A 25,525-nucleotide genomic window follows, 5' to 3' on the forward strand; every position below is an offset into this window, starting at 1 on the left:
GAGGTCGCCATTGGCGCCTCGTCCCTTACCCGAATTACTGAGCAAGACCTTCGCTAGTGAGCATGTCAGAAAGCGTGTTGATCGCTTCTTCTGCATCTTCACCTTCAGCAGTGATCTTGATTGTAGAATCTTTTGCGATACCGAGTGAAAGTACACCCATGATCGACTTCAAGTTAACTGTTTTACCATTGTACTCGAGGTTGATGTCTGATTGGAACTTAGAAGCTGTGTTAACTAACTGAGTAGCTGGACGAGCGTGAATTCCTGAATCAGCAACGACTGTGAACGTTTTTTCCATGAGATGATGGTCTCCCTTCAAAATTCAATTCTACAGGCGAACCAGCAGAATATTTTTTGTTTGTGAACTCATTATCAAATGATAGCGGATTCGCAAAAATTCTGCAAGCGGTTTTTATATTCCGGAGTCCATTCCGTAGGACGGCCTTCCTTCGTTAAATGAACGAGGCTTGTCCGTCCGGCGAAGAGGAGTTGCTCTCCGTCATATGCCCCGTAATGAATATCACATGAAGTGTTTCCGACCGTCAAGATATTGGCATGCACAGTCAGCTGTTGACGTGGCATGACTTGTCGAACATAGTCACATTGCGCATCGGCGACGACGACGAATCCGTCCTTCAAGGAGAATCCTGTCGCCTCTAACAACTCGATCCGGGCATCTTCGAAATAGATGAACGGAATTGTGTTGTTCATGTGACCATACGGGTCGCACTCCGAAAAGCGGACTTTCACATCGAGCGCGATCCCTCTTTTGACACGTGTTTCCCAACCTGGCTCTCGAAAGTACTTGGTCATCGGCTCGCTTACGCCTCGACCGCAGAACCGGTGCGACCTTTGTCACTACCGAAGAACTGTTTGAACGAGTGAAGCGTCGTTTGACGGTTCATCGAAGCGATCGACGTCGTGAGCGGGATGCCCTTCGGACAAACTTCGACACAGTTTTGTGCGTTTCCGCACTGCATGATGCCGCCGTCTTCCATGAGTGCCTCGAGGCGGTCTTCCGCATGGAAGGCACCTGTTGGATGTGAGTTGAAGAGTCGGACTTGCGAAATCGCCGCTGGACCGATGAAGTCCGATTTGTCGTTTACGTTCGGACACGCTTCAAGACAAACACCACACGTCATACATTTCGATAGTTCGTACGCCCATTGACGTTTGTTCTCCGGCATACGCGGTCCTGGACCGAGGTCGTATGTGCCGTCGATTGGGACCCATGCCTTCACTTTTTTCAACGCGTCGAACATGCGTTGACGGTCGACTTGAAGGTCACGGATGACCGGGAACGTCTTCATCGGTGCAAGACGAATCGGTTGCTCGAGTTTATCGACGAGTGCCGTACACGACTGGCGCGGCTTCCCGTTGATAATCATCGAACAGGCACCACATACTTCTTCAAGACAGTTCATGTCCCAGTTGATCGGTGTCGTCTTGTCCCCGTTCGCATTGACCGGGTTACGGCGGATTTCCATCAATGCCGAGATGACGTTCATGTTTGGACGGTATGGTACCGTGAATTCTTCCGTATACGTCGCTTGATCCGGTCCATCTTGGCGTTCGATAATGAAGCGGATGTCTTTTTGTTCAGATTGCATTGGCGTCGTCATTTCGTCTTCGCCCCTTTCTTCGAGTAATCCCGTTTACGTGGCGGGATTAACGAAACATCGATGTCTTCATACGAGATATCGACTTCCCCATCTTTGTAACGTGCCATCGTCGTCTTCATGAACTGCTCATCATTACGTTCCGGGAACTCCGGTTTGTAATGGGCCCCACGGCTCTCGTCTCGCATGAGTGCGCCAAGTGTGATGACGCGTGCGAGGTCGAGCATGTGGTCGAGTTGTCGAATGAACGATGCCCCTTGGTTGCTCCAACGTGCCGTATCCGTAGCTGAGATCTTATGGAAACGTTCACGCAATTCTTGGATTTTCTTGTCGGTCGCTTCAAGTTTGTCATTGTAGCGAACAACTGTGACGTTGTCCGTCATGAGTTCACCGAGTTCACGGTGGATTTGATAAGCATTCTCTGTTCCATCCATCGCAAGGATGTTGTTGAATCGCTCGATTTCTTCACGTTCATTGAAGTTGAAGAGCGCTTCTGAAACACTTTCTGTCGCTTGATCGAGACCACGCATGTAGTTGACTGCCGCAGGCCCTGCTTCCATTCCGCCATGAACGGCTGAAAGAAGAGAGTTCGCACCTAGACGGTTCGCACCGTGCATCGAGTAGTCACATTCACCGGCTGCGAAGAGTCCTGGAATGTTCGTCATCTGATCGTAGTCGACCCATAGTCCGCCCATCGAATAGTGGACTGCCGGGAAGATTTTCATCGGTACTTTACGCGGGTCGTCGCCTACGAATTTCTCGTAGATTTCAAGGATTCCACCAAGTTTGATGTCAAGTTCTTTCGAGTCTTTGTGAGACAAGTCGAGGTAGACCATGTTCTCGCCGTTGACGCCGAGTTTTTGGTTGACACATACATCGAAGATCTCACGTGTCGCGATGTCACGCGGTACGAGGTTTCCGTATGCTGGATACTTCTCTTCGAGGAAGTACCACGGCTTCCCGTCTTTGTATGTCCAGACACGTCCACCTTCCCCACGAGCCGATTCACTCATGAGACGAAGTTTGTCATCCCCTGGAATCGCCGTCGGGTGAATCTGGATGAACTCCCCGTTCGCGTAAACCGCGCCTTGGCGATAAACCGCTGCCGCTGCTTGTCCTGTGTTGATGACCGAGTTTGTCGACTTACCGAAGATGACCCCTGGGCCACCTGTCGCCAAGATGACCGCGTCCGATGGGAACGCTTTAATTTCCATCGAGCGCAAATCTTGACATACCGCACCGCGGCAGATGCCTTCTTCGTCGATGACCGCACGAAGGAACTCCCAGCCCTCATACTTCTCGACGAGACCTTGCGCTTCGTAACGACGAACCTGCTCATCGAGTGCATAAAGAAGTTGCTGTCCTGTCGTCGCTCCGGCGTATGCCGTACGGTGGTGAAGCGTTCCACCGAAACGACGGAAGTCTAAGAGACCTTCTGGCGTACGGTTGAACATAACGCCCATCCGGTCGAACATGTGAATGATTTTCGGAGCATTCTCCGCCATCTTTTGGACAGGCGGTTGGTTGGCGAGGAAGTCGCCTCCGTAGACCGTGTCGTCAAAGTGTTGCCAAGGAGAGTCACCTTCCCCTTTCGTGTTGACGGCCCCGTTAATCCCACCTTGGGCACAAACTGAATGTGAACGCTTGACCGGTACAAGCGAGAATAGTTTTACCGGAACACCCATCTCTGCCGACTTGATTGTCGCCATGAGTCCAGCTAGACCGCCACCGATGACGATCAAACTTTGATTTGCCATGTAAAATTCCCCCTAATTACAAGATGCCTGCAAACGTCAAAATCGAACGGATGCCGACAAAAGATAGTGCCAAGAACACGACACCTGATACGTAGCTCATGAGACGTTGCGAACGAGGTGACTGTGTGATACCCCACGTGATCGAGAACGACCAAAGACCGTTCGCGAAGTGGAACGTAGCCGAAAGGATTCCGACTATGTAGAAGATCAACATGAGCGGGTTGTCGACGATGTTTTGCATCATCTCCGCATTGACTTCTACCCCGCGCAATTTCGCAAGACGCGTTTCCCAAACGTGCCAAGCGATGAAGATCACGAGGAAAACTCCTGTGAAGCGTTGGAAGAGATACAACCAGTTGCGCGCGTATGAATAGCGGTTCGAGTTGATTGACCCGAGAAACGCGTAGTACACGCCGTACACCCCGTGGAAAATCATCGGCAATGCGATAATTGTCACTTCAAGGAAGTACAAATACGGTAAGTTCTCCATGAATTTTGCTGCTTTGTTGAATGACTCCACCCCATCGACGATGTAGTAGTTGACCGATAAATGGACGATCAAAAACAAACCGATTGGAATGACCCCAAGTAGCGAATGGACTTTACGACTGAAATAGTCACGATGCGCTGCCATTCTAGTTCCCCCTTTTCACGAGCATTGGCTCGTATTGTCAATAAAAGCGTTTTCAAATGCAGATATAGCTTTCTGTCTCCTATTCTACTCTTGTGAAAATTGTATGACAAGACAACCTAGCCGATTTGTGCCACATTCTTTTCAAAATTACAGGATGACCAAATTCCAATTGGTCGTTATAATGATATAGAGAGATTGGAGTGATGGGATAGAATGGAAACGATGAGCCAACCAACTTTCGCGATTGAACTGCTTCGCGACTATGTGTTGACGGATTTGCTTGGCGAAGATTACGCCCAAGTCATCTATTGGTCAGGAAAACGGGTCGCCCGTAAGTTCCCGACGATGTCCGACGATGAACTGACTGCTTTCTTCGCAGAGGCAGGTTGGGGAGAGTTGACAATCAAGAAGGAACGTGGGAGCAAGTTTACTTATGAATTGATCCCACCACCTGCGACTCAGACCAAAGCGACAGGTTATTATCAGCTTGAAGCTGGATTTTTAGCCGAACAGATTGCTGGTCGTTTCCAGTGCGTCGCGGAAGGTTACGCCGATCCAACCCGAAAAGCTGTCCAAATCACCGTCCAACTAGACCGAAAAGACGACTACAAATAAGAGTCGATGCCAACGCATCGACTCTTATTTTTGTTTCCGCTGAAGTTGTTGACACATGTAGCGACGGAATTCATTGAGTTCTTGTCGATGAAACGTCACACTTCCCCCTTCATAGCTCCGAGTCGCCTTACGAACAACTTCGACAATATTTCCTGGAAAATGTCCGTTATTCACTAACCAATGGAGTGCTTCTTGTTTTGAGAGCAGAACACGTTCTTGTTCATAGGCCAGGCCACGTATCAAGTTCAATACGCTATACACCGTCTGTTCTTCAATCGAGTCAAGAGAATCGAGCGCATCCGCTCGAATCGCATCAGAAAAATGAGCTGAATCGAATCCAGAAAGGAGTTTATGAAGTGGTTGCCCTCGCCATGTGATACCACGCTCTAAAATCACTTGGACGTGAGCCGCCAAATCAGGATCGGTGAATCCTTGTTGCAATTCGGTTCTTTCTTCCCTACTAGCTTCTTCAAAACGTGAACGCCACCCTTCACTATAGTGAAACTCGAAAGGACTTGGATGATACCAATCTTTTAGCTGCGCCATCGTCATGATGCTCAGTTCGAGCGGATATGGTTCGTTGGAGTACGAGAGACAGCAGTCGATGAGTTTTTGTCGTTCCTCCCGAGTCAATGCGTTTGATACGACGAGCAACAAATCTACATCACTTCGTTTCGGATGAAAACCACCCATCGCTAATGATCCATGAATATATATATGCTGAACGGTTGGTAGAAATTCATCAATCGCTCTCACGAATGAAGCGATTGTATTCTCCACGTCTGTCGTAATCTGTCTCATTCATCCGTCTCCTCATGCACGTATTGAAGCACGGTCTCCGCTAATTTTTCCGGCAACCCCGCTTCCTTCAATTGTTCGAGTGATGCCAGACGAATCTGTTTCATCGACCCGAAATGGCGGATGAGCTGTTGACGACGCTTCGGACCGACACCCGGAATCTCATCGAGTATCGACTTCGTCATCTTCTTCGTCCGTAGGCTGCGGTGGAACGTGATGGCGAAACGGTGGACCTCATCTTGCATCCGCTGCAACAGATAAAAGGCGCTCGATCGTGGATGGAGCTCGACAACGCCCCCACCTTCTCCGAACAACAGTTGGCTCGTCCGATGTCGGTCATCTTTTTTGAGCGAGCCGACCGGCAAGTCGAGCCCGAACTCATTTTGAATGACGTCGAGCGCCGCATTCAATTGCCCAATCCCCCCATCAATCAGTAGGAGATCGGGTAATCGTTTGTCTTCCGTCAAGAGACGGCGGAATCGTCGACGGACGACTTCACGCATCGTCTCGTAATCGTCCGGTCCTTGGACGGTACGAATCTTATATTTCCGATATTCTTTCTTGAGCGGCTTCCCGTCTTCAAAGACGACGAGTGCCGACACGGCGTCCGCGCCCTGAATGTTGGCGTTGTCGATGATGTCGACACGTGACAAGTTGGGAATCCCGATCGCTTCACCAAGTTCACGCATCGCAAGCAATGTCCGTTCTTCATCTCGGGCGAGCAACTCGAACTTCTCGTTCAAGGCGATTGTCGCATTCTTCGTCGCCAAATCAAGCAGCTGTTTCTTCGCCCCTCGTTTCGGCTGCATCACTTTCGTTCCGATGGCGTCATTCAGTAAATCGAGCCGGACCGTCTCGGGTACGAGAATCTCTTTCGGCACGACGTTTTGTTCATAGAACTGAACGATGAAACTTTCGAGTTCTTCCGAAGGCTCTCCGTGCATCGGGAAGAGAGAGACATCTCGCTCGATCATCTTGCCGCCTCGCATGTAGAACACTTGGACACACATCCAGCCACGGTCAAGCGTATAACCGAAGACGTCTCGTGCCGTCGGGTCGGCCGTAATCATATTCTGTTTATTCATGATCGATTCGACCGCTCGAATCTGGTCGCGCAGTTCAGCCGCTCGCTCGAACTGCATGTCCTCAGCGGCACGTCCCATCTCGACATTCAGCTTCGCGAGCGTCTCACTCGTCTCACCATTCAAGAAGCGGCGAATCTCGTTGACAATCTCTTTTTGCGAATCCGTATCGACTGCGAGCTCACAAGGTCCCAGACATTGCCCAATGTGATAATACAAACAGAGCTTTTTCGGCATCGGCTGACATTTACGGAGCGGGTAGAGTTTATCAAGCAGACGTTTCGTCTCGTTCGCCGCATAGGCGTTCGGATACGGTCCAAAGTAATGTCCGCCGTCTTTTTTCAATTTCCGTGTCGTCAATAGACGCGGATACGGTTCGTTCGTAATTTTGATGTACGGATATGTTTTGTCGTCTTTGAGGCGAATATTGTACTTCGGGTCGTGCTTTTTAATGAGCGTCATTTCAAGTAATAACGCCTCGAGTTCGCTCGCCGTCACGATGTACTCGAAGTCACGAATCTCTGCGACGAGGCGCATCGTCTTGATGTCGTGTGCGCCCGTGAAGTAAGAACGGACCCGATTCTTGAGGTTTTTTGCCTTCCCTACATAGATGACCTCACCATATTCGTTTTTATGCAGATAACAACCCGGCTCATCCGGGAGCAGCGCTAATTTATGTTTAATGTGGTCGGTATGACTCAATTCCATTCACCTCAGTTTAGCTTCCTCCTGGACGGGAAAAAGAGTGTGATATCTCGTCAGAGGAGGATTTTATATTATGAAACGATACGACGTCATCATTGTCGGTAGCGGCTCCGCAGCGGGTCAAGCCGCTTCCATTTTACGCGAAGCCGGTAAAGAGATCGCCATCATTGAGAATTGGACGTTCGGGGGAACATGTCCTCAACGCGGATGTGACCCGAAGAAGATGCTTGCCGAAGGAGCAGAACTCCTTGCCCGAACGGAACGTATGCGTGAGCTTGGCGTCGAAGGAAGCCTGTCACTGGATTGGTCGTCCTTTAAAAAGCGGATTGATGAGTACCGCCTCTCTATCCCAACATCCAAAAAACAGCATTGGGATGAGATGAACATAGACTTATATCAGGGAGAGCCTCACTTTATCGATGAGGATTCAATCGTCATCGATGGTCACGAGCTCTCTGCCAATCAATTTTTAATCGCTACGGGTCAAACGCCCCGCCCTCTCGATATCCCAGGTGGCGAACTGGCGATCACTAGCGATGATGTGTTCGACCTCGACGCGTTGCCTGAATCGATTCATATCGTGGGGGGAGGCTATATCGCCTTTGAATTCGCCCATATCTTCCGACGATTCGGAAGCGACGTGACACTCCTCATTCGTTCACATGCGTTGAAGGCATTCGACCCGAACGTCGTCCACCGGCTCATCGAAGAATCGAAGCGAATCGGCATCACCGTCCGACATGACGTCGAGCCAATACAAATCGATGGCAACGTCTTAACGTTATCAGATGACTCTACCCTAGAAGGAGTTGTCCTTAACGCTACAGGACGAATTCCAAGCATCGAGCGACTTCGGCTTGAAGCGGCAGGTGTCACAGCTGATCATCACGGTGTACATGTGAACGAGCATCTGCAAACAAGTAACCCGAATATATACGCCGCGGGCGACGTCGCCAAAAGTCCCAATCCTGCACTCACTCCATTCGCCGGTCAGGAAGGGCGCCTCGCCGCACTCAATATGCTTCACGGGAATACAAGGTCACTCCCTGAACGTCCGGCCCCGACCATCGTCTATGCGACACCACCGATTGCCAAAGTCGGTCTTACGGTCGAGGAAGCGGAAGCTGAGGGCATTGACTTCGACGTGAAAGAAACGGACATGTCGCACTTCCTCACCTATTCACGAATCAACGACGCAACCGCCTATTCAAAAGTGTTACTGAGTGCAGAAGGGCACGTCATCGGGGCTCATTTGATTGGTCACCACGCCCCTGAACTCATCAATCTGTTCTCTTTCATTATACAGAACAAACTGTCGCATCAACACGTGAAGCACTTAGAAGTCGCCTATCCGACCGCCGCCTCCGACTTGAGCTATCTCATTTAAACAAAAGACGGGACTTGCCTCTTGGCAAATCCCGTCTTTTTCTTATTCGATTCCTTTGTCCTTGTCTTCTTTCAGCGCGTCTTGTAACGACTTCTCCCAAAGTGGAACACCTTTCGCGTGCGCCGCACGCGAGATAAGGTGACCCCCAACAGGAGCTGTCAAGAGGACGAAGAAGAGACCGAGCAAGAGTCTTGCATCAAACACCCGTTCATCGACATATACGTGAAGGACGGCTGCAAAGAGGACGAACATGACACCGAGTGTCGCACTCTTTGAGGCAGCGTGTGTTCTCGAATAAATATCTGGGAGACGGATGAGACCGATCGCGGCGACGACCGTGAAGAAGACGCCGATGATCGTGAAGATGCCGGTAATGAGATCAAAGATCATTGTCGCGGTCATGTTGGATAATCTCTCCCCTCTCTAAGAATTTCGAGAACGCCACCGTTCCGATGAAGGCCAAAATACTGAGTAGCAAGATGACTTCAAAATACAAAGTCGTATCGAGCAGAATCGATAGTAACGCAACGACCGAGATAAGCGCGATCCCGATGGAGTCGAGCGCGATGACTCGGTCTGCCGTCGTCGGTCCTTTGACGACACGATACAACATCATCAACATCGCAAGCAAGAGAATGGCGAGCGAGATGTAGATGAGAATGTCTAGTAAATCCATCACTCTGTCGCCTCCTTAATGCTTGATTCAAAGTTATCATAAATGTCTTTTTGTAGCGCTTCTTTATCCGGCATGTGGAGTGCGTGGATATAGAGCACGGAATTGTCTTTTGACACCTGAACGACGAGCGTCCCTGGTGTGAGCGTGATCAGCATCGAGAGCAAGCTGACTTTCCATCCTTTGTCGAGCGACGTCTCATAGCGGAAAATCCCTGGTTGGATTTTCAACTTCGGACTAAGGACGAGACGCAGTACCTCAAAGTTCGCGAGGAACAATTCACGGATGAAGATGAGAAGCAGTTTAAACAGACGCCAGACGCGTGTGAAGTAAAAGCCGCCCCCACTAGATTTAAAGAATCGGCGCATCATGAACAAGATGAGTAAGCCAAGTAGATACCCGACGAAGAATCCGCTCGTTGTGAACGATCCCGTGAGGAACATCCAGATGAACGCCAAGAAAAAGTTAATCAATAGTTGATAAGCCATCTGTCATTCACTCCTTTATCACGGCATCGATATAGATTTCTGGATTGACGAGCGGCTCAATCGCTTGCGTGATATACGGATGGATGGCTTCTGCCCCAAATCCGTATGCGACCGCGATGATGAGCAACAAGAAGACCGGTACAATCAAACGCTTCGTATACGGTACGAGCGGTCCATCATACTCGCGCTTCGCCTCGCCCCAGAACCCGTTCAAGAAAATCTTCATGACCGAATAGAGGACGAAGAGACTCGACAAGAGGACGAGAAGTGGTCCGAACAGCTCGCCTTCGTCCATCCCACCTGAGACGATCAACAATTTCCCGAAGAATCCACTGAGTGGTGGAATCCCAGCGAGCGAGAGCGCTGCGACGAAGAACGTCCATCCGAACAACGGGAAGCGAGTGATGAGTCCACCCATATCACGGAGTTGACCGGATTTGGTGATTCCGATCATCATCCCGACGAGCATGAAGAGAACGGCCTTGATGATCATATCGTGAATCAAGTAGTAGAGTGACCCTTCAAGGGACGTCTGCGTGTTGACCGAAATCCCGTATAAGATGACCCCGACTGCGATCATGATGTTGTAGATGATGATCAACTTCACGTCGTTATAGGCGATGGCCCCTGTCATCCCGATGAAGATGGTGAGGACAGCGAGCACCATGAGGAACGTCTGTAAAAACTCACCGTTCCCATCAAAGAGTAGCGTGTACGTCCGCAAGATCGAGTACACCCCGACTTTCGTCAAGAGAGCCCCGAACATGGCGAGAATCGGGGTCGGTGCGACCACGTACGCTCCAGGGAGCCAGTAGTGAAGTGGGACGAGTGCCCCTTTCATCCCGAAGACGATGACGAATAGCACACCGATGACGGTGATGACGTCCGGGTTATCGACAAGCGGGATCTTCATCGCCAAGTCCGCTATGTTGAGTGTACCTGTGACACCGTAAAGCAAGGCGACCGACATGACGAAGAGCGCCGAGGCAATGATGTTCACGAGCAAGTATTTGATTGACTCACGTAACTGGACGCCACGTCCACCGAGTACAATCAATACGTATGAGGACATCAAGAAGACCTCAAAGAAGACGAACAAGTTGAAGATATCACCTGTCGTGAAGGCACCGTTCACCCCGACGAGCAAGAAGAGCATCGAGATGTACAAGTAGTTTCCTTCATATGAGTCAGAGAAATAATGGACGGCGAACCACACGATGAAGAGCGTGAGGAGAGTCGACGTCGTCACGAGTAGGGCTGACAACATATCCGATACGAGCGTGATGCCGAACGGTGCTTGCCAGTTCCCGAGGTTGAGGGTTTGAATTCCCTCCGTGGAGACCGTATGCACGAGAAAGAGTGACACGATCGCCGTAATAACTAAAGCTCCAAGAGCCATTGCGCGCTGCAGCTGGACCCGTTTTGGCATAAACATCATAAGGATGGCCGCAAGCGCAGGAATGACGATTGGAAAGACCGGTAAGTTAATCATACGATTCTGTTCCTTTCATTTCTTCCATATTGTCCGTGCTGAGCTCCTGATACGTGCGGTAGGCAAGTACGAGGAAGAACGCCGTCACCCCGAAACTGATGACGATTGCCGTCAAGACGAGCGCTTGCGGTAACGGGTCTGTGAATTCCGTCACACCGTCGACGAGAACAGGGGCAGCCCCTGTCTTCAAACCTGCCGTCGTCAAGACGAGAAGGTGTGCCGCGTGACTGAACAAGGCAGTGCCGATGATGATGCGTAACAAACTTCTTGAGAGAACAAGATAGACGGCACACATCGTCAGGACACCGATGATGATGCTAACGAAGATTTCCATTATTCACTCTCTCCAATCGTTTGTATAATCGTCAACGTGATTCCGATGACTACAAGGTAAACCCCTAAGTCGAACGCAATCGCCGTGTGAAGGGTCTGTTCACCGAGAAGTGGTAAGTCAAACTTCCCGTATGCGTGCGTCAAGAACGGACGACCCAAGAAAACCGAGTGAAGACCTGTCGCAAGGGCAATCAGTAATCCGGTCGCCGTCATGAGACGGTAGTCAATAGGGAGCACGTTCGCGAGCGTTTTCGAATCAAATGCGAGCAACAGTAAGACGAGTGCCGCGGATGTCATCAATCCACCGATGAATCCTCCACCTGGTGAATAGTGACCGGCAAAGAACAAGTCGATGGAGAAGATGACAATGATGAAGAAAATGATAATCGCGGCCGTCTGCAAAATGACGTCATTGACGCGTCTGCTGTTTTGCTTCATGTTCACCTTCTCCTTTCGTACGTCGTGTTGTTCTAAATTTAATCATCGTGTAAATCCCGAAAGCCGCAATCCCGAGAACCACGATTTCAAACAAGGTATCAAATCCACGGAAGTCGACGAGAACGACGTTAACCATGTTTTTACCTGCTGCAAGCTCATACACGTTCTCTTTGTAATACTCTGAGATCGAAGTGAGCGATTTGTTTGTGAGCGCCATGAAGCTGAGAAGCGTCACGGTCGTCCCGACGAGAACAGCCACGATGGCATTCCCGACTTTGAAACGCATCCGTACTTCCTTCTTGCTGATGTCCGGCATGTGATAGAAGACGAGCAAGAACAATGCGACCGAGACCGTCTCGATGACGAGCTGCGTGAGCGCCAAGTCCGGTGCACCGAAGAAGACGAAGAACAGTGCCACGCCGTATCCAACGACCCCAAGTAGGATAATAGACGGGAGACGCGACTTCATGAAGAGAATCGCGAGCGCCGCTAGCATGACGACAGCTCCGAGCACATATTCATAAGGTGCAATCTCAGCCAGGTTCTCAAACGAGAAGCGGTACATGTCGAACCACCAAATGCTGAAGAGCATCATACCTGAAAGGAAGACGAAAATATAGATCAAGTACGACCGGATGAAACCAGTCATGTAGTTGTCTTTAAAGCGATATGCCGCCTTGTTCGACCATACGAGCGTACCATCGTACATCCCGTTGAGCGTCAAACGATGTGGGATGCGGTTGTAGATGCCCATCCATTTACCCATTTGCCAGAACAGCAATGAACCGAGAAGGATCACCCCGATTGTCATATATAGTTCAGGCGTCAAACCGTGCCAGAAGTAAATATCTACTTTAACATCTTGCCCTTGCGCGACGAGTGTCGGATAGATCGACTCGACGGCTGGCTTGATGAGCGAGTTCGACAACACGTTCGGGAAGAACCCGAGACCGACAACGAGAATCGCGAGGATGACCGGCGAAATTAACATGCCGATCGGTGCCTCATGCGGTTGTTTCGGCAATTGATCGAACTTCGCCTTGCCCATGAACGTCCGCGTGAACAGCATGATGCTGTAGATGAACGTGAACACACTTCCGACGAAGGCGATGATCGGGAGTAGAATCCCAATCGTATCGAGCGCGAAGAAGTCTGCCGAGAAGACTTTCGTCGTCGCCTTCAAGAACATCTCTTTACTCAAGAATCCGTTAAATGGCGGAAGACCAGCCATCGATAACGAACCGATGACGGCGACCGTGAATGAAATCGGCATGACGGTCATCAGACCACCGAGTTTACGAATGTCACGTGTGCCCGTCTCATGGTCGACAATCCCGACCATCATGAAGAGCGAGCCTTTGAACGTCGCGTGGTTGATCAAATGGAAGATCGCCGCAATCGTCGCGACCATAAAGATGTTGTCATCCATGCCGTCATAGTGGAGCGCCGCCGCTCCGAGTCCAAGGAGTGACATGATCAACCCGAGCTGACTGACGGTCGAGAACGCTAGGATTCCCTTCAGGTCGGTCTGCTTCACGGCATTGAATGAACCCCAGAACATCGTGAACATCCCGACTCCGGCAATCGTCCATAGCCAGACGGATGATTCTTGGAACACCGGGCTCATGCGGGCCACAAGGTAGAGACCCGCCTTGACCATCGTTGCTGAGTGGAGGTACGCACTGACCGGAGTCGGTGCTTCCATCGCGTCAGGCAACCAGATGTGGAACGGGAACTGCGCTGACTTCGTGAACGCCCCGAGCAAGATGAGAATCATCGCGACGAGGAAGAACGGACTCTCGGCGATGACGCCCGAGTTCGCGACCATATCGCGAATGCTGTACGAGCCGACCATCGATTCGAGTAAGACGATCCCTCCGAGCATCGACAATCCGCCGAACACGGTGAGAAGCATCGACTTCTGCGCCCCATAGCGGGAACGTTCTTTCTCATACCAATATCCAATCAACAGGAATGATGAAATCGATGTGAGCTCCCAGAACATATACATAACAATCATGTTATCCGAGAGAACGACCCCGAGCATCGCACTCATGAACATCAAGAGATACACGTAAAAATGCCCGAGCGACTCTTTGTCCTTATTCAAATAGTAAATCGAATAAAGGACGACCAGTGCGCCGATTCCCGTGATGAGAAGGGCGAACAAGAGACTGAGTCCATCGACGTATGCCGTGAAGTTAATCCCGAGGGATGGCATCCACGCAATCGTCTCTGTCACGACGTCCCCTGCACTCGTGATCGGAATGAATCCGGCGAAGTAGGTGACGAGCACGACCGGAACGATCAAGACGAACCAGCCTGTATGAATTTGTTTCATCCCCCGGAACAAAAGTGGGATGAATGGTGCCGCAAGAAGCGGCAACAAAATAGCTAAATGTAACAGCGACAAGAAAATTCCTCCTTCGAACAGAGTCGTACAATAGATTGAGCCGTAAAGTAAGGTCACTTGACTCCATCATGTCTTCCTCATGAGTATAGCGTAAATTTTCAGTCTGTTTCCATGATAAAAGCTTCCAGTTCAAGCGCTCCCCCGTCAAAATTTCGAATCTGTTAAATATGAAGGAAGCCGACGGAATTTCTTCAAAAAAAATTTGAAATCAGACGTTATGTATCGGAATATGACCGGATTGAGGGTGCGTGGAATAACTCATCCTATTCCCTACTTGCCTGTCCTTTTCCTTCTTTTCTACTCAGTAAAACAAAAAAGCAGCCGATCTCAATCGGCTGCTACGCAATTATTGTGCTGTCGCGATAAACTCTTTCAATGCTTCTTTTGGTTGGAAGCCCATTGTTTTCGAAACAGGCTCGCCATCCTTGAACATCATGAGTGTCGGGATACTTTGGATTTGGAAAGCACCTGCGACTTCAGGGTTTTCGTCGACATCGAGTTTCACGATTTGGACTTGGTCACCCATTTCTTGATCGAGTTCTTCAAGAACTGGCGCGATCATGCGACATGGTCCACACCAAGTTGCCCAGAAATCTACGAGGACAACGCCCTCTTTTACATCTTGTTCAAACGATTGAGTCGTTGCATGTTTAATAGCCATTTGTAAAAACCTCCCCAATAAGATGAGAGAGTCCTGATAGAGAACTCTCATGCAATTCATGTTCAGAGTATACCACGGAGGGTAACAACCCCAAAACGTTTTGCTTATTAGCTATTGACGAGGTGCTTACGGAACTCTTCTGTCAACATCGGGACGACATCGAACAAGTCGCCGACGATGCCATAGTCTGCCACGCTGAAGATGTTTGCTTCTGGGTCCTTGTTGATGGCGACGATGACTTTCGCGTTACTCATTCCAGCCAAGTGCTGAATCGCTCCTGAGATTCCACATGCGATGTAGAGGTCTGGTGTGACGACTTTACCCGTCTGCCCGATTTGAAGGGCGTAATCGCAGTAGTCAGCGTCACATGCTCCACGTGAAGCACCGACTGCTCCTCCGAGAAGCTCAGCCAACTCTTCAAGCGGTTTGAATCCATCTTCGCTCTTCACGCCACGTCCACCTGCGACGATGACTTTCGCTTCCGCCAAATCCACTTTCCCAGTCGCCTTACGCACGACTTCTTTGACGATCATCGCGAGGTCTTTCAATTCGACCGCCGGCGTTTCAACAGAGACGCTCGCGCCCGCTTGACGTGCAAGTGCGTCGATGTTGTTTGGACGGATTGTGAAGAACATGACGGAATCTTTGAACTTCACTTTCTCGAACGCCTTCCCTGAGTAGATTGGGCGAACGAACTCTGCGTCGCGTCCTGTTCCTTCGATAGAGACAACGTCACTGATGAGTCCGGCATCAAGACGTGCTGCAAGTTTCGGTGCGATATCTTTCCCGAGAGCCGTGTGTCCGAGGACAATCATTTCCGGATTTTCTTGCTCGATCAACTGGCGGAGCACTTGACCGTAGCCGTCAGGCGTATAATGCTTGAGGCGATCATCTTCGACGACGAGGACGCGGCTTGCACCATACTCCCCGAGTTCTTGTGCGAGTGATTGCACGTGATCCCCAATCACGACTGCCGTCACATCGTCTGTCAATTGCTTCGCCGCAGCGATGGCTTCGAATGATACGTTACGTAACGCGCCTTCACGCGCTTCTGCGAGTACTAAAGCTTTCATCTATGATCTCCCCCTTAAATGACTTTCGCTTCCGTGCGAAGAAGTTGTACGAGTTCGCTCACTTGTGTCGACATGTCGCCTTCAAGGATACGGCCCGCTTTCTTCTCTTCTGGCAAGAATCGTTCAATCGTCTCGATTTTCGCTTCGATTTTATCTTCATCGAGATCGATGTCCATGAGTTCGAGTTCTTCGAGCGGTTTCTTCTTCGCCTTCATGATTCCTGGCAAGCTCGGGTAACGTGGCTCGTTCAACCCTTGTTGTGCCGTCACGAGAAGTGGGAGTGCGACTTCGATCACTTCCGTATCCCCTTCGACGTCACGTGTGACCGTAGCCGTTGTACCATCGATTTCAAGACCCGTGATCGTCGTCACGTAGTTCATGTCGAGAAGTTCTGCGACACGTGGTGCGACTTGTCCGCTACCGCCATCGATTGCCACGTTTCCTGCGAAGATGAGGTCTGCGTCCTGTTCTTTCAAGTATGTGGCGAGCACTTTTGAAATCGTGACATGGTCCGCATCCTCGACATCGTCCTCGATTGAGATGCGAACGGCTTTGTCCGCACCCATTGCGAGCGCTGTACGTAATTCTTTATCCGCATCTTCTGGTCCTACCGTGACGACCGTGACCTCTCCCCCGAGTGCGTCACGTTTTTGAATCGCTTCTTCGACCGCATATTCGTCATACGGGTTGATGATGAACTCAGCGCCGTCTTCTTGAATTTCCCCATTCTCGAGCTGAATCGCTTCCTCAGTATCAAACGTACGTTTCAGCAAAACAAAAATATTCATGGTTGATCCCCCTTTAGTCAATTCTTTCCATCATTCATGAATCAGCATTCATTTTTTGAGCTAGTGATAGGGCTCACTGTTACGTAAGCCCTTTTTTCAACATATGGTGCACATTTGGAAGCGTCGACAACAGATCATACTTGAAGCCGCTCGCCATCCAACTCGTCACAACCTCATCGATTGTGCCGAAAATCATTTGACGGGCGAGTCGATAGTCTAAATCCTTGTCAAACTCTCCTGTCTCGATTCCATGTTTGACGACAGAATCGATTAAGTTCAAATACGGTTTGAGCACTTCTCCGATTTTTTGGCGAAGTACCAAGTTCGACTGCCGCAGTTCGATTTGTGTCACGACGGCGAGGTCGTAATCTGCCGACAGTTGCTTTAAATGTGATTCAATCAACTGATACAACTTACTCCCAGCTGACGTCTCGCTCTCGATTTGTTGTTTCGAGTAGTCGATGAACAGCCCCATCTTCGCTTGGAACAATTCGATTAAGAGATGCTCCTTGTTTTTGAAGTACAAATAGATCGTGCCGTCCGCGACACCCGCCTCTTTGGCGATGGCTGTCACCTTTGCACCGTGATAGCCATGATTGGCAATTACTTTGACCGCCGCATCAATGATTCGGTCACTTTTCGAAATATGATTTGTCATTAACCCCAAGCTCCTTACCGTTGCAGAAAAATGAATGATGGTTCATTCATTTATTATTCTATCATGCGTACGCTTGGTGTCAACTGCTTTGTTTCACTTGTTTGGCCTTCTCTTCGTCGACGAGGACACGACGTAAAATCTTACCGACGAACGTCTTCGGCAACTCGTCGCGGAACTCATACAACTTCGGCACTTTATAGGCCGCAAGCTTCTCACGACAATGTTTGTCGAGTTCTTCTTCCTTCACACTCGAGCCATCGCGAAGGACGATGAACGCTTTGACCGTCTCACCCCGATATGGATCTGGGACACCGATACAGACCGCTTCCTTCACGGCCGGATGTTCGTAGAGGACTTCTTCGATTTCACGCGGATAGACATTAAAGCCACCTGCGATGATCATGTCCTTCTTCCGGTCGACAATATAGAAGAACCCGTCCTCGCCCATGTAGCCGAGGTCACCGGTTGCGAGCCACCCATCTTTCAAGACGGCTGCCGTTTCCTCCGGTTTCTGCCAGTAGCCTTTCATGACTTGTGGACCGCTCAGCATGATCTCCCCGATTTCACCGATGTCCGCCTCTGTTTCTCCGTCTGCTTTTACTATTTTAGCAGAAGTATCCGATAACGGGGCACCGATTGAGCCAACAATCCGTTTATCCCACAAGAAGTTCGCATGCGTGACCGGCGACGTCTCAGACAAACCGTACCCTTCGACAATGCGACCACCCGTGATCTTCTCAAATTCCTCTTGCACCTCGATTGGAAGCGGAGCCGAACCCGAGATACATGCCTCGATCGAAGACAAATCGTACTTCTTCAGTTTCGGGTCGTTCAAGATTCCGACATACATCGTTGGTGCGCCCGGGAAGAAGTGTGGCTTTTTCTTCTGAATCGTCTTTAAGACATCCGTCACTTCGAAACGTGGCACGAGGACAAGCTCATAGCCGTTCGTGACCCCAAAGTTCAGACAGCAAGACATCCCATAGACGTGGAAGAACGGCACGACACACAATACGCGTTTCTCGTCCCCGCGATTGTACTTATAGAATAAGTTCGTGATTTGATCGGCGTTCGCGGTCAAGTTGAAATGGGTCAACATGACGCCTTTCGGAAGTCCCGTTGTCCCCCCTGTATATTGAAGAACGGCGACATCTTCTTTCGGTTCGATGTCGAGTGGCGTGATAGGGTTAAAGTCTTTATAATCTTTGAACAGCGTCGATCCGGTCGTATCGATGACGATATTGTTCTCACGTTTCACTTTGATTGGATACAGTTTGTTTTTCGGGAATGGTAAGTAATCAGCGATACTCGTCGTGATCACGGTTTGAATCTCCGTCTTCTCACTGACGCGAAGCGTTTTCGGATATAACAGATCGAGGGTGATGACGATTTTGACACCTGCGTCCGTGACGAGGTTTTCTAGCTCACGTTCCGTATAGAGTGGGTTCGTCTGGACGACCGTCCCTCCTGCATAGAGTACGGCATAGAACGAGATGACGTATTGAGGACAGTTTGGAAGCATGAGGCTGACGCGGTCGCCTTTTTCAAGCCCTTTCGCTTGAAGCATCGTTCCGAGTCGACGTGCGGCATCATCGATTTCCGCGAATGTCCACTCCTTTCCGATAAAGGAGACGGCCGTACGATTTGGATAATCCTTTGCTGCGCGAGACAACGCCTCATAGAGCGGCTTTACCTCATAATCGATTGACTGGGGCATTCCTTCTGGATAATCTTGTAACCACGGTTTGTTCATCGCTGTTCCTCCTTGGAAATGAATACTCATTCAGTTAACCCTATTATAATGCTAAGAAAACGCTTTCATCTACCCTTTACCCGATAATTTTCAGAAAATATCAAAAAAAGCGATTGGATTTGTCATCCAATCGCTGTCATACCCGCCTAAAATAGGAATCTTTCGAATCCAGTTTTTCAAGCTTCTGATTCATGAGTTGTTGCAATTCTTTTTCATGACGAATATTTGAGAAGTCAGTCCCGAACCATGCCTCCATTTCAGGTCGAGAGAAGGCATAGGTCCGGTTCGGGAAAGCAAAACGGACGATTTCGGCGTTCGGGATGAGAGTGAAATAGGCAGCCGCATTCCTAATCGCCAGATGTTCTTGTTCCGCTCGTTCCATACCCGGGTCTTCGTAACGGACGGTCAACCCATAAGGACGCTTCTTCGTCTGCAGTTCGACCGATCGATAGCATTCATGTAGCGGCAAACTTCCGGCAATGCCGACGACGGCCGCATTGTCCCCGACTTTCGCCCCTTTGTATTCAAAGGCGTCCGGTTCGGGGTTCATACACCCTGCCAGTGAGATGACGAGTACGAGCAACAGACAGAAGCGTTTCATAGGTGTCCCTCCTTACGATTTGAGTCTCAAGTTGAAGCGGTAAAGCAAACGCTTAGCGAGTAAGTGTGCTAAGAACGCTCCGATCACAAAGCCTACGATGTACAACATACTGTTCGCTTGATACGTGAATGTCGTGAACACAATTCCTGTGAACATCGCGATACATCCAACGATGATAATGTGGACGAGCCATAACCAGTTGTTGAACATGAAGAAACGACCGTTGTTTTCTTGCGGTGCACGATTGTACATCCAAGCTCCTAACCATAATGACAAGACGATAAAGACGATAGACGATGGAATGCTAATCGTGACGAACTCTTGCCAATACTGATCGGATCGAATGTATTCATATAAAGATAAATTCATCAAGTTACCGAGTGGTGAGATGGCTTGAATAAATACACTTTCATAAGCTGAATCGATTAACCAACTCAACGCATCACCTCGACCAGTCAGCGAGTAAGCTGATCCTTGAATCAATGCGAGAATTCCTAACGGGAAAATCAAGGCGACAAACGACCACACTGATTGAGAAATCGATTCCCCACCGAACGATCCCATCCATAAAGCCAACGAGAATAACGAGATCCCAATCAAGGCGATATACAGGACGATCACGATCGATTTAAATACGGTCCCTTCTAATAAGAAGGAATAACGGGAAGTGGCGACCAATGCAAACATCGCGATACTTCCTAACAGCGTGGACATGATAATCCCACTTGCCCCCAACACCCATTTTGATATGTACAGCTGGGTGCGGGTGAAGGGGAGCGACATCGAAAAGTCCGACATTTGACTGTTTCGTTCGGCACCAATGAGCGACGTGGCCATGAGCGCACTAAACACGACGAATAAGAATACAACTGGTCCTACCGGAATGACATCACCTATGTCACCAAGATAGAAAGCTAAACTCGAATCAGGGTCGAAGAAGGACTCAACCGTCAGGCGATCTCGTTCTTCAAACGGGATCCCGTAATCTACAGAATTCGCTCGTGCATCTTTAATCTGCTCATCAAACTGTTCGAATTGTGTCCAAGCCGGCACAGTGAAGGCGACGACGCCTAAGAAGACGAGCAGCATCCAAAGCAACGACACTTGTTTCCAATCTTTCTTTAACAATACTTTAGACAACATGGGCTTCTCCTCCTAACTGGACACGGAAGACGTCTTCAAGAGACATCGGAATCTCTTCGATGAGCATCGGATTATATGAATCGATGAACGTCTCGAGCTCTTCCGTCCGTTCTTTCGCCATGAATAGCACGACACGTCCCGTCACGCTGATGATTTCGATATCTTTTCGTTCGAGCAGTTCGACCGGGACATGGTCGTTGAAGACGACTTGCCACTTGATGCTGAGGGCACGTGCCTCTTCGAGTGACAAGATCGCTTTGACACGTCCATTCTCAATCATGATGATGCGGTCAGCGATGCGTTCGAGTTCATGGAGTTGGTGACTTGAGACGATGATCGAGCAGTTCCGATTCTCGACTTGGGCAATCATCAGTTTTAACACATCGGATTTGGCGACGACATCAAGTCCGTCCGTCGGTTCGTCGAGCAGGTAGTACTTCGCTTGGACGGCGAAGGCGAGTGATAACGTCACGAGTGCCTTTTGTCCTTTAGAAAGCTGGCGGATCTTTTTGTTGTCGATGTTGTATCGTGTCAATGTCTCACGGAAGACGGTACGGTTGAAGGATGGATAAATCGATTCATACAGGTCCGTCGCCTCGTTCACCGTATAATTTTTGAGCGCATCGGCTGAATCCGGTACGAAGATGACGTCACGCTTCAATCCCGCATCTTTAAAAATACTTTTCGAACCATAGAGCACGTCGCCCATATCTGGGCGAATGATGCCGACCATCGTGCGGAGAAGCGTTGTCTTACCGGCACCGTTACGTCCGACGAGCGCAATGATTTCTCCAGATTCGACCGTAAAGTCGATGCCATCGAGTATCGTTTGACGGTCAATTTTTTTACTTAACTGTTCAACTTTCAGCATTGGATTTCCCTACTTTCTCATATTCCGTTCGCAATACGTCAATGGCTTCGTCTAACGGCACGTTCGCATAGTGGCAATCGATCGCAATCTTTTTGATCGAGGCGATGACCGGCTCACGTGCCGCATCATCGTCCACCCAGTCCTCGGAGACGAACGTCCCACGTCCACGTCGCATCTCGAGCAGCCCGAGCCGTTCCAACTCCTGATACGCCTTACTGACCGTATTCGGATTGATGACGAGATCGGTGGCGAGTTCACGCACGGACATCACCTTATCTCCTGGTCGTAAAATTCCACGGATAACAAGTTCTTTCGTTTGATTGACGATTTGCTCGTATAGCGGTTCTGAACTTTTCATATCGATTTTGTATAACATGGGTCACACCCTCTCATAATCAATGTTACTCTTTAAGTGTATTATATGTATTAGTACACGCAATTACAATAGTTCTTTGAGGGCACTTTTAGTTTACAGCGAAATGGAAATGATTTGAATAAGACTTTGGACCGAGGTATTCTCCTTCAATATCAGGTAGATTGAACGAGAGGTGACGAAATGATTAAAAAACGATTACTGGCAGGTATGGCCGGTGGGTTTCTTGCTGGCGGCCTCTTCGTATATACGACGCTTGAAAAGTCAGAGGCACGGGAGACTTATACCGCGTATGTGAAGGAAACGTACAACGAACAAGCCGATATCGAACTGTCTCGCGACTGGCATATGGGCGGTTATATCGGGGAAATGACATTGACGAAAGAACCATTCGTTGGAACTTACTATCTTGAAACGTATGGTGACGGCTCCATCCACGATAACGTGCTCGAGACGTATTGGGAACGCGAGGCAGAGCGGACGATTCACGAGCGACTCGTGTCGCAAGGAATCATAAAAGAAGAAGAGACCGTCCGTGCGGAAGTACCGACCGGAGTGTCCGATGATGCGCAAGCAAAAGTCAGCCCGACCCCGACGTCCATTTATGAAACGAATCCGAAGACATATCTCGACGTCTCGATCATGTTTCATGAAGACTGGAACAATACGGACGAACAGAAACAACGGATTCTCGACGTCATGCGCGTAGTGGAATCCGATGTCTATTGGATTCACTTCTCGTTCGATGGAAAGCCTGGAGGAAATGACGATTACACAGAACGGTACATGATGTTCACGCGCAAAGCGTCTGACATCGACCCGTCCTTCCTCGACGTGCGGACGATTGAGGACTTGAATGCCTACGACCGAATGTATGGATTCGACGAGACGACATTCACGACAGAATATCGATTTGATGGCACTCCCATCGAAGAGGAGACGACACGATAATTTGGTGTCGTCTTTTTTGAGCGTTTGACTTTACAGGCAATCCAAAACGTTGTATCGTTTGACAAGTCAACGATTGATAAGTCAATTGAGAAAGGTGGGACGCTATGGACCTACGTGAAATCAGCCGATTACTTTACCAAATCAAGTTGGCGGAACAAAACGTCGCATCGTCGTTCGAACGGGAGACAGGATTCAGCCTGACCCGCTACGAGATGCTGCAAGTCGTCAAAGAACGAGGCGTTTGTTCGCAACGCTTGATTAAAGAAGAAATGAAAATCGACAATGCCGCCATCACCCGACATTTGAAAATCCTTGAAGAGAAAGGGTATGTCGTCAGAGAGCGGAACGCGGAGAACCATCGCGAGATGTTCGTCCGTGTGACAGAGAAAGCAGAGCAAGACCTCGGGCACTGCGAGCGAGACGAACGGGCCAACCATCTCGTCTTACAAGCCTTGTCCGCTGAAGAGATTCAACACTTATCCGGGCTGCTTCAAAAATTGAACAGTCACGCCTAAACAGAGAAAGAAGGAATTCACCAATGGCAACTACATTCGAAAACAATACATTTACAGACGTCATGTTCGGTCGTAAATCAATCCGTGTCTATGACGAGAACGTGAAAATCTCACAAGAAGAAATGCTCGAGATGATTCAAGAAGCAACGACTGCCCCATCATCGGTCAACATGCAACCATGGCGCTTCGTCGTCATCGAGAGCCCAGAAGCGAAAGAGACGCTCAAACCACTCATCCGTTTCAACACACGTCAAAACGATTCGTCTGCAGCGATGCTCCTCATCTTCGGAGACATGGAGTGCTACGAGTACGGCGAACAAATCTACGATCAAGCGGTCGCAGAAGGCAAAATGCCACAAGAAGTGCGTGACCAACAGCTCGGCGCAATCATCCCTTACTACAAAAACCTCTCGAAACAAGAGATGAACGACATCGTGAAGATCGATGCGAGTCTCGCTGCGATGCAATTCATGCTCACAGCACGTGCACACGGCTATGACACGAACCCAATCGGTGGTTTCGAGAAAGACCAACTCGCAGAAGCGTTCGGTCTCGACAAAGACCGTTATGTACCAGTCATGATCTTGTCTGTTGGGAAAGCGGCAGAAGAAGGTTACCAATCTGTACGTCTTGACGCTCAAACGGTCACATCGTTCAAATAATTCACCACACAATCGGAGGAATCAACCATGATCTTAGTCAACGCCACATTCGATATCCAAGCATCACAACGCGAGAACTTCTTGCGTGACATCCAAGTCTTGATCGACTCATCAAAACAAGAAGCGGGCTGCGTCGGATATGACCTATACGAGTCAACGTCTGTCGAGAACCGTTTCGTCATGATCGAGAACTGGGAAGACCAAGCCGCTCTCGAGCAGCACAACCAAAACCCGGTCCTCATCAACTTCGCACAAAACGTGGCGAACTACGTGTCTGCAAAACCAGTCGTACAAGTAGCAGCGGTCAACTAATATGTCGACGCTCACCCTTGTGCTCGGAACGCTTGTCGCCATCGAATTCTTCTATATCTTCTATTTAGAGACGATTGCGACGGCATCCTCGTCGACGTCACGCGTCTTCCGTATGTCGAAAGACGAGCTAACGAGAGACTCGGTGTCGGTTTTGTTCAAAAATCAAGGCGTCTATAACGGATTGATTGGGGTCGGGCTCTTGTACGGACTCTATCTTTCCCCCAACCCGGTCGAGATTGTCACCATGATGCTGACCTATATCATTCTCGTTGCCCTATATGGCAGTATCACGAGTGACAAGAAGATTATCCTGACACAAGGTGGGCTTGCCATCTTGACGTTGATCTCGATGGTGATCTTATGACAGAAAAAGCGTCCGACCTGAGAAATGGTCGGACGCTTTTTGTTTGTATCCTCTATACTAAATAGTGAGGTGATGATGGTGAGATACACATGCCCATGCTGTGGCTATCAGACGTTAGAAGAGGAACCACCAGGCACATACGACATTTGTCGAATCTGCTTTTGGGAGGACGACGGGGTTCAATTCGACGATCCCGATTATGAAGGCGGTGCGAATACGGTGTCGCTTCGACAGGCTCAACAGAATTACATCCAATTTGGTGCGAGTGAACGGCTCTTCTGTGATGATGTCAGAAAACCGAATAAACACGACAGAAAAGACCCAGACTGGAGACCCTTCTCTAGCAAGTTGACTTAATACAAGGTC

General features: G+C 49.5%; 31 protein-coding genes. 8 read left to right on the forward strand and 23 right to left on the reverse strand.

Features of this window, described 5'->3' with window-relative positions:
- Positions 1-34: 34 nt before the first annotated feature.
- The 5 genes from KNO79_RS09560 to KNO79_RS09580 form a co-directional block, all read right to left on the reverse strand.
- A complete protein-coding gene (locus tag KNO79_RS09560) occupies positions 35-298 on the reverse strand; it encodes a phosphocarrier protein HPr (protein ID WP_015881106.1) in 264 nt (87 codons plus the stop codon).
- 74 nt (positions 299-372) lie between these two features.
- Complete coding sequence (locus KNO79_RS09565; RefSeq protein ID WP_015881105.1) at positions 373-813, reverse strand: acyl-CoA thioesterase; 441 nt, start codon at positions 811-813, stop codon at positions 373-375.
- 8 nt (positions 814-821) lie between these two features.
- The gene (sdhB, locus tag KNO79_RS09570; protein ID WP_193343274.1) at positions 822-1,610 is read right to left on the reverse strand and encodes a succinate dehydrogenase iron-sulfur subunit; all 789 of its coding nucleotides are present in this window, start codon (positions 1,608-1,610) and stop codon (positions 822-824) included.
- Positions 1,611-1,618: 8 nt separating this feature from the next.
- Positions 1,619-3,376 carry a succinate dehydrogenase flavoprotein subunit gene (gene sdhA / locus KNO79_RS09575; protein ID WP_214691154.1) on the reverse strand — a complete coding sequence of 586 codons (1,758 nt, stop codon included), beginning with the start codon at positions 3,374-3,376 and terminating at the stop codon, positions 1,619-1,621.
- A 16-nt stretch (positions 3,377-3,392) separates the two neighbouring features.
- Positions 3,393-4,010, reverse strand: a complete 618-nt coding sequence (locus KNO79_RS09580; protein ID WP_015881102.1) for a succinate dehydrogenase cytochrome b558 subunit — start codon at positions 4,008-4,010, stop codon at positions 3,393-3,395.
- Between the two features lie 222 nt (positions 4,011-4,232).
- On the opposite strand from KNO79_RS09580, the gene KNO79_RS09585 reads away from it, so the two are divergent.
- Entirely contained in the window at positions 4,233-4,625 is a 393-nt protein-coding gene (locus KNO79_RS09585) for a YslB family protein (RefSeq protein WP_251125226.1), read from the forward strand.
- Positions 4,626-4,649: 24 nt separating this feature from the next.
- On the opposite strand, the gene KNO79_RS09590 is transcribed toward KNO79_RS09585, so the two are convergent.
- The gene (locus tag KNO79_RS09590) at positions 4,650-5,426 is read right to left on the reverse strand and encodes an aminoglycoside adenylyltransferase domain-containing protein (protein ID WP_214691156.1); all 777 of its coding nucleotides are present in this window, start codon (positions 5,424-5,426) and stop codon (positions 4,650-4,652) included.
- Positions 5,423-7,213: an excinuclease ABC subunit UvrC gene (uvrC, locus tag KNO79_RS09595; RefSeq protein WP_214691157.1), complete on the reverse strand. Its 1,791-nt coding sequence runs from the start codon at positions 7,211-7,213 to the stop codon at positions 5,423-5,425. Before uvrC ends, KNO79_RS09590 begins: the two co-directional genes overlap by 4 nt.
- A gap of 70 nt (positions 7,214-7,283) precedes the next feature.
- Here uvrC and KNO79_RS09600 point away from each other — a divergent pair, with 70 nt between their 5' ends.
- A complete protein-coding gene (locus KNO79_RS09600) occupies positions 7,284-8,597 on the forward strand; it encodes a dihydrolipoyl dehydrogenase family protein (protein ID WP_214691158.1) in 1,314 nt (437 codons plus the stop codon).
- Positions 8,598-8,639: 42 nt separating this feature from the next.
- Here the strand turns inward: KNO79_RS09600 and mnhG are convergent, their stop codons facing one another.
- The 16 genes from mnhG to KNO79_RS09680 form a co-directional block, all read right to left on the reverse strand.
- Positions 8,640-8,999, reverse strand: a complete 360-nt coding sequence (mnhG, locus tag KNO79_RS09605) for a monovalent cation/H(+) antiporter subunit G (protein ID WP_015881097.1) — start codon at positions 8,997-8,999, stop codon at positions 8,640-8,642.
- Positions 8,977-9,273 (reverse strand): Na(+)/H(+) antiporter subunit F1, encoded by a 297-nt coding sequence (locus tag KNO79_RS09610; RefSeq protein ID WP_026826530.1) that lies wholly within the window; start codon positions 9,271-9,273, stop codon positions 8,977-8,979. The genes mnhG and KNO79_RS09610 overlap by 23 nt, the downstream gene beginning before the upstream one ends.
- On the reverse strand, positions 9,273-9,758 hold the full coding sequence (locus tag KNO79_RS09615) for a Na+/H+ antiporter subunit E (protein WP_078146523.1): 486 nt from the start codon (positions 9,756-9,758) through the stop codon (positions 9,273-9,275). Before KNO79_RS09615 ends, KNO79_RS09610 begins: the two co-directional genes overlap by 1 nt.
- Positions 9,759-9,765: 7 nt before the next feature.
- Positions 9,766-11,250, reverse strand: coding sequence for a Na+/H+ antiporter subunit D (locus tag KNO79_RS09620; RefSeq protein ID WP_074037548.1), 1,485 nt, complete (start codon positions 11,248-11,250; stop codon positions 9,766-9,768).
- Positions 11,243-11,584: a Na(+)/H(+) antiporter subunit C gene (locus KNO79_RS09625; RefSeq protein ID WP_015881093.1), complete on the reverse strand. Its 342-nt coding sequence runs from the start codon at positions 11,582-11,584 to the stop codon at positions 11,243-11,245. The genes KNO79_RS09620 and KNO79_RS09625 overlap by 8 nt, the downstream gene beginning before the upstream one ends.
- Positions 11,584-12,021, reverse strand: a complete 438-nt coding sequence (locus KNO79_RS09630; protein WP_015881092.1) for a Na(+)/H(+) antiporter subunit B — start codon at positions 12,019-12,021, stop codon at positions 11,584-11,586. Before KNO79_RS09630 ends, KNO79_RS09625 begins: the two co-directional genes overlap by 1 nt.
- On the reverse strand, positions 11,993-14,434 hold the full coding sequence (locus KNO79_RS09635) for a Na+/H+ antiporter subunit A (RefSeq protein ID WP_078146522.1): 2,442 nt from the start codon (positions 14,432-14,434) through the stop codon (positions 11,993-11,995). The genes KNO79_RS09630 and KNO79_RS09635 overlap by 29 nt, the downstream gene beginning before the upstream one ends.
- 346 nt (positions 14,435-14,780) lie before the next feature.
- On the reverse strand, positions 14,781-15,095 hold the full coding sequence (trxA, locus tag KNO79_RS09640) for a thioredoxin (protein ID WP_015881090.1): 315 nt from the start codon (positions 15,093-15,095) through the stop codon (positions 14,781-14,783).
- Between the two features lie 107 nt (positions 15,096-15,202).
- Entirely contained in the window at positions 15,203-16,168 is a 966-nt protein-coding gene (locus KNO79_RS09645) for an electron transfer flavoprotein subunit alpha/FixB family protein (RefSeq protein ID WP_015881089.1), read from the reverse strand.
- 14 nt (positions 16,169-16,182) lie between these two features.
- The gene (locus tag KNO79_RS09650) at positions 16,183-16,956 is read right to left on the reverse strand and encodes an electron transfer flavoprotein subunit beta/FixA family protein (protein ID WP_214691159.1); all 774 of its coding nucleotides are present in this window, start codon (positions 16,954-16,956) and stop codon (positions 16,183-16,185) included.
- A 79-nt stretch (positions 16,957-17,035) separates the two neighbouring features.
- Positions 17,036-17,614, reverse strand: a complete 579-nt coding sequence (locus tag KNO79_RS09655; RefSeq protein ID WP_074037553.1) for a fatty acid metabolism transcriptional regulator FadR — start codon at positions 17,612-17,614, stop codon at positions 17,036-17,038.
- 79 nt (positions 17,615-17,693) lie between these two features.
- Positions 17,694-19,367 (reverse strand): AMP-binding protein, encoded by a 1,674-nt coding sequence (locus KNO79_RS09660; RefSeq protein ID WP_214691160.1) that lies wholly within the window; start codon positions 19,365-19,367, stop codon positions 17,694-17,696.
- 136 nt (positions 19,368-19,503) lie between these two features.
- Complete coding sequence (locus KNO79_RS09665) at positions 19,504-19,968, reverse strand: DUF4825 domain-containing protein (RefSeq protein ID WP_015881085.1); 465 nt, start codon at positions 19,966-19,968, stop codon at positions 19,504-19,506.
- 12 nt (positions 19,969-19,980) lie between these two features.
- The gene (locus KNO79_RS09670; protein ID WP_214691161.1) at positions 19,981-21,111 is read right to left on the reverse strand and encodes an ABC transporter permease subunit; all 1,131 of its coding nucleotides are present in this window, start codon (positions 21,109-21,111) and stop codon (positions 19,981-19,983) included.
- The gene (locus tag KNO79_RS09675) at positions 21,101-21,982 is read right to left on the reverse strand and encodes an ABC transporter ATP-binding protein (protein WP_074037559.1); all 882 of its coding nucleotides are present in this window, start codon (positions 21,980-21,982) and stop codon (positions 21,101-21,103) included. The genes KNO79_RS09670 and KNO79_RS09675 overlap by 11 nt, the downstream gene beginning before the upstream one ends.
- Positions 21,969-22,358, reverse strand: coding sequence for a GntR family transcriptional regulator (locus KNO79_RS09680; RefSeq protein WP_074037561.1), 390 nt, complete (start codon positions 22,356-22,358; stop codon positions 21,969-21,971). The genes KNO79_RS09675 and KNO79_RS09680 overlap by 14 nt, the downstream gene beginning before the upstream one ends.
- A 180-nt stretch (positions 22,359-22,538) precedes the next feature.
- Here KNO79_RS09680 and KNO79_RS09685 point away from each other — a divergent pair, with 180 nt between their 5' ends.
- The 6 genes from KNO79_RS09685 (at position 22,539) to KNO79_RS09710 (ending at position 25,516) form a co-directional block, all read left to right on the forward strand.
- A complete protein-coding gene (locus tag KNO79_RS09685; RefSeq protein WP_214691162.1) occupies positions 22,539-23,306 on the forward strand; it encodes a hypothetical protein in 768 nt (255 codons plus the stop codon).
- Between the two features lie 104 nt (positions 23,307-23,410).
- Positions 23,411-23,821: a MarR family winged helix-turn-helix transcriptional regulator gene (locus tag KNO79_RS09690; RefSeq protein WP_214691163.1), complete on the forward strand. Its 411-nt coding sequence runs from the start codon at positions 23,411-23,413 to the stop codon at positions 23,819-23,821.
- Between the two features lie 23 nt (positions 23,822-23,844).
- Positions 23,845-24,483 carry a nitroreductase family protein gene (locus KNO79_RS09695; RefSeq protein ID WP_159561950.1) on the forward strand — a complete coding sequence of 213 codons (639 nt, stop codon included), beginning with the start codon at positions 23,845-23,847 and terminating at the stop codon, positions 24,481-24,483.
- A gap of 27 nt (positions 24,484-24,510) precedes the next feature.
- Positions 24,511-24,795, forward strand: coding sequence for a putative quinol monooxygenase (locus tag KNO79_RS09700; protein ID WP_026826548.1), 285 nt, complete (start codon positions 24,511-24,513; stop codon positions 24,793-24,795).
- Between the two features lies 1 nt (position 24,796).
- Entirely contained in the window at positions 24,797-25,159 is a 363-nt protein-coding gene (locus tag KNO79_RS09705) for a DUF1304 domain-containing protein (RefSeq protein ID WP_214691164.1), read from the forward strand.
- Between the two features lie 78 nt (positions 25,160-25,237).
- Positions 25,238-25,516 (forward strand): CPCC family cysteine-rich protein, encoded by a 279-nt coding sequence (locus KNO79_RS09710; RefSeq protein WP_078147901.1) that lies wholly within the window; start codon positions 25,238-25,240, stop codon positions 25,514-25,516.
- Positions 25,517-25,525: the final 9 nt, after the last annotated feature.

Source organism: Exiguobacterium sp. s43 (assembly GCF_018617255.1).
Classification (GTDB): domain Bacteria; phylum Bacillota; class Bacilli; order Exiguobacteriales; family Exiguobacteriaceae; genus Exiguobacterium; species Exiguobacterium profundum.

Excerpts from the sequence above, each read along its gene's own strand:
- KNO79_RS09665 (WP_015881085.1), bottom strand. The coding sequence starts at position 19,968 with ATGAAACGCTTCTGTCTGTTGCTCGTACTCGTCATCTCACTGGCAGGG.
- KNO79_RS09590 (WP_214691156.1), bottom strand. The coding sequence starts at position 5,426 with ATGAGACAGATTACGACAGACGTGGAGAATACAATCGCTTCATTCGTG.
- KNO79_RS09580 (WP_015881102.1), bottom strand. The coding sequence starts at position 4,010 with ATGGCAGCGCATCGTGACTATTTCAGTCGTAAAGTCCATTCGCTACTT.
- KNO79_RS09610 (WP_026826530.1), bottom strand. The coding sequence starts at position 9,273 with ATGGATTTACTAGACATTCTCATCTACATCTCGCTCGCCATTCTCTTG.
- sdhA (WP_214691154.1), bottom strand. The coding sequence starts at position 3,376 with ATGGCAAATCAAAGTTTGATCGTCATCGGTGGCGGTCTAGCTGGACTC.
- KNO79_RS09600 (WP_214691158.1), top strand. The coding sequence starts at position 7,284 with ATGAAACGATACGACGTCATCATTGTCGGTAGCGGCTCCGCAGCGGGT.
- uvrC (WP_214691157.1), bottom strand. The coding sequence starts at position 7,213 with ATGGAATTGAGTCATACCGACCACATTAAACATAAATTAGCGCTGCTC.
- KNO79_RS09560 (WP_015881106.1), bottom strand. The coding sequence starts at position 298 with ATGGAAAAAACGTTCACAGTCGTTGCTGATTCAGGAATTCACGCTCGT.
- KNO79_RS09690 (WP_214691163.1), top strand. The coding sequence starts at position 23,411 with ATGGACCTACGTGAAATCAGCCGATTACTTTACCAAATCAAGTTGGCG.
- KNO79_RS09700 (WP_026826548.1), top strand. The coding sequence starts at position 24,511 with ATGATCTTAGTCAACGCCACATTCGATATCCAAGCATCACAACGCGAG.
- KNO79_RS09615 (WP_078146523.1), bottom strand. The coding sequence starts at position 9,758 with ATGGCTTATCAACTATTGATTAACTTTTTCTTGGCGTTCATCTGGATG.
- KNO79_RS09625 (WP_015881093.1), bottom strand. The coding sequence starts at position 11,584 with ATGGAAATCTTCGTTAGCATCATCATCGGTGTCCTGACGATGTGTGCC.
- mnhG (WP_015881097.1), bottom strand. The coding sequence starts at position 8,999 with ATGACCGCGACAATGATCTTTGATCTCATTACCGGCATCTTCACGATC.
- KNO79_RS09670 (WP_214691161.1), bottom strand. The coding sequence starts at position 21,111 with ATGTTGTCTAAAGTATTGTTAAAGAAAGATTGGAAACAAGTGTCGTTG.
- KNO79_RS09645 (WP_015881089.1), bottom strand. The coding sequence starts at position 16,168 with ATGAAAGCTTTAGTACTCGCAGAAGCGCGTGAAGGCGCGTTACGTAAC.
- KNO79_RS09585 (WP_251125226.1), top strand. The coding sequence starts at position 4,233 with ATGAGCCAACCAACTTTCGCGATTGAACTGCTTCGCGACTATGTGTTG.
- KNO79_RS09705 (WP_214691164.1), top strand. The coding sequence starts at position 24,797 with ATGTCGACGCTCACCCTTGTGCTCGGAACGCTTGTCGCCATCGAATTC.
- KNO79_RS09565 (WP_015881105.1), bottom strand. The coding sequence starts at position 813 with ATGACCAAGTACTTTCGAGAGCCAGGTTGGGAAACACGTGTCAAAAGA.
- KNO79_RS09675 (WP_074037559.1), bottom strand. The coding sequence starts at position 21,982 with ATGCTGAAAGTTGAACAGTTAAGTAAAAAAATTGACCGTCAAACGATA.
- sdhB (WP_193343274.1), bottom strand. The coding sequence starts at position 1,610 with ATGCAATCTGAACAAAAAGACATCCGCTTCATTATCGAACGCCAAGAT.
- KNO79_RS09695 (WP_159561950.1), top strand. The coding sequence starts at position 23,845 with ATGGCAACTACATTCGAAAACAATACATTTACAGACGTCATGTTCGGT.
- KNO79_RS09650 (WP_214691159.1), bottom strand. The coding sequence starts at position 16,956 with ATGAATATTTTTGTTTTGCTGAAACGTACGTTTGATACTGAGGAAGCG.
- KNO79_RS09685 (WP_214691162.1), top strand. The coding sequence starts at position 22,539 with ATGATTAAAAAACGATTACTGGCAGGTATGGCCGGTGGGTTTCTTGCT.
- KNO79_RS09620 (WP_074037548.1), bottom strand. The coding sequence starts at position 11,250 with ATGATTAACTTACCGGTCTTTCCAATCGTCATTCCTGCGCTTGCGGCC.
- KNO79_RS09655 (WP_074037553.1), bottom strand. The coding sequence starts at position 17,614 with ATGACAAATCATATTTCGAAAAGTGACCGAATCATTGATGCGGCGGTC.
- KNO79_RS09660 (WP_214691160.1), bottom strand. The coding sequence starts at position 19,367 with ATGAACAAACCGTGGTTACAAGATTATCCAGAAGGAATGCCCCAGTCA.
- trxA (WP_015881090.1), bottom strand. The coding sequence starts at position 15,095 with ATGGCTATTAAACATGCAACGACTCAATCGTTTGAACAAGATGTAAAA.
- KNO79_RS09630 (WP_015881092.1), bottom strand. The coding sequence starts at position 12,021 with ATGAAGCAAAACAGCAGACGCGTCAATGACGTCATTTTGCAGACGGCC.
- KNO79_RS09680 (WP_074037561.1), bottom strand. The coding sequence starts at position 22,358 with ATGTTATACAAAATCGATATGAAAAGTTCAGAACCGCTATACGAGCAA.